This is a genomic window from Streptomyces sparsus (assembly GCF_054776295.1).
In genome coordinates this window covers 1-2,297 of record NZ_BAAHCA010000802.1, presented here as the reverse complement: position 1 = coordinate 2,297, position 2,297 = coordinate 1, and the positions used below count along the sequence as shown (strand labels likewise).

The 2,297-nt window shown below is 75.6% G+C and carries 1 protein-coding gene and 1 pseudogene; both read right to left on the bottom strand.

Translation table 11 applies throughout. The features are described 5' to 3' along the window. A pseudogene (locus ACYVE9_RS23565) lies at positions 1 to 244 on the bottom strand (hypothetical protein); the annotation flags it as partial. 260 nt (positions 245 to 504) lie between these two features. Then, positions 505 to 1,344, bottom strand: coding sequence for a helix-hairpin-helix domain-containing protein (locus ACYVE9_RS23560; protein WP_461029904.1), 840 nt, complete (start codon positions 1,342 to 1,344; stop codon positions 505 to 507). Positions 1,345 to 2,297 lie beyond the last annotated feature (953 nt).

Genomic DNA, 2,297 nt, shown 5'->3' with positions numbered 1-2,297 from the left:
CGCTCAGCAGCGCCAGAGCCAGCGTGACCGCGCCGAAGGCCCCGAAGCCGGTGGGAAACGGAAGGGCGGCCGGTCTGCGGCGGCCGGCGGGTGGCGGGAGGTCGGCGGATGGCGCGAAGGCAGCGGGTGGCGGGACGGTGATGGGGGTGCGGAGGTCGGCGAGTGGTGCGGGTGCCCGTGAACGGCGGTTTCGCCAGGCCGACACCAATAGCGCCGCCGCCAGGAGGCAGCCTGCTACGGCCATCGCTGCCACCGTGGCCGGCTCCGCGCCGAGCGCGAGTGCCGCGGCTGCCCAGGCGGACACCGCGGGCGGTACCAGCCGTAGATCCGGCGGGGACTCCTGCCGTGGGTTCGCGGCCCCGAGCCGATGCCCGGACGCGGCGTGCACCGCCGCGCGTGGTCGGTGCTCCGACGGCACGGCGACGCCGCCGCCCGACCGCGGGGACACAGAGGCGGGGGCACGCGGGCTCGTGGTACCGGCCGGAACGGGAGCGGGCGGTCGCGTCACGGGCTTACTCGGGGCTGGATGTCGGCGAAGCGCCGCTCCCCGATGCCCCGCACCTCCCGGAGCTGCTCGACGGAGACGAATCCGCCGTTGCGCGTGCGGAAGTCGATGATCTGCTGGGCCAGTACGGGGCCGATGCCCGGTAGCGTCTGCAACTGCTCCACGGTCGCCGAGTTCAGCGCGATGGGCGCGCCGGTCGCGGCAGCCGCCGCACCTCCGCCGACCTGCGGTGCCGAGGAGACCGGGGCCGACCCCGTGGCCGAGGCCCGAGGCGCACCCACCACGATGTGTTCACCGTCCACCAGCACCCGGGCCCGGTTGAGAGCGTCGGTGTCCGCGCCCGCTTTCACTCCCCCAGCGGCCTCCAGGGCGTCACCGACCCGCGCGCCCGGCCGCAGCCGGAACACGCCCGGATGGCGCACCTTGCCCGCGACGTCCACCACCAGCCGGGAGGACGGGCCGGCCGTGGCCGGCGGAGTACCGGGAGTCGGTTGCGGGGCGCCCGTGGACTGCGCCGGACCTCCTCCCCCGCTCTCCGACCGGCCACTCGCGGGCTGTAGCAGACCGGCGGGCCGAGGTGCTGTGACGGAGTCGGGGGCGGAGACGGGCGTGGGCCTGCTCTGCCACAGATGGTGCACGCCGAGCCCGAGGCTGAGCACCAGCACGACGGCCAGAACTGCGAGAGTGCGCGGAGCCACCGCGCAGCGGGTCTGAAGCCACAGCGGCAGCCGCTCACGCACCGCCAGCACGGACCGCCAGGCAGCACGAGGCGACTCCGCCGGCTCCGGCCCCAACGGCTGCCTCGGCGCCACCTCCGTCTTCGGCCCCCTCTTCGCCACGCGTCCGAGTCCCGCCGTCGGTGCGATCCCCGGATCCGGTGCGATCCCCGGATCCGGAACGAGTTCCGACTCACGCTCCGGCGCTGCCGGTTGGGCTCCCTGCCGCGGAACAGCCGTAGTCCGATTCCGTGTTGCGCAGCTGCTCGTCCCACCGCCCGACACGAACCCGGCCGAGGCGACAGAGTTGGCCGAGGCGACAGAAGCGGCCGTGGAGAGCGAGTGGGGCGAGGAGGGCCAGTCGGGCACTCCAGGTGAGCTGGGCACTGCGCCGGGAGCGGCGGTGGCGGTGGTCCGGGCAGGGGGTGCTGCGGCGACGGTGGCAGCCTGCCGGACGCCCGGCACGGTGGCGGACGCCGGCTCGGCAGTAGCGCTCAGGGCCGTGGACCTACCGGCTCGGAAGCGGCCCGACCGGGGAGCGCGCGCTGCGGAGGCCGTCCGTGCCGCACGAACCGCTTCCCGGGCCGCCGCGATCGCCGCTGCCCGGCTCAGCGGCACCGGCTCTGCCTGCGGGCGACTCCCCCCTCCCCGTTGTCCGGGCGCCGCACCGGCAGGCGTGACGGGAGCGGTGAACGGGGCCGCCTTCCCCTCACGCTTCCCCTCACCGACGGTGATCCTGGAACCGTCGGCGGGTGACGGCCGGCGCACGACGAGGTCCGGCAGGTCGAGTGTCAACTGCTGTGGAACGGTGGGCCGCAGGACTGCGGGCTGTGGCAGGGTCGGCCGTCGGACTGGCTTGGTGGCGGGCTTCAGTGCACCGGCCGGCCCCTGCGGATCGTGACCGTGGCCGACCGCGCGTTCGCTCCCGTCGTCGCCCCGCAGAACCGGCTCGGGGGCTTCGCGTTCCCGAGCCTCGGACCGTTCCCGCGCCGACGGCTCGTCGCGCCCCGCCTGTGCCGGGGCGCGAAACAGCGCGGCCGCCCGGGCCTCCACCGAGAGTGATGCCGTCGAGGGCG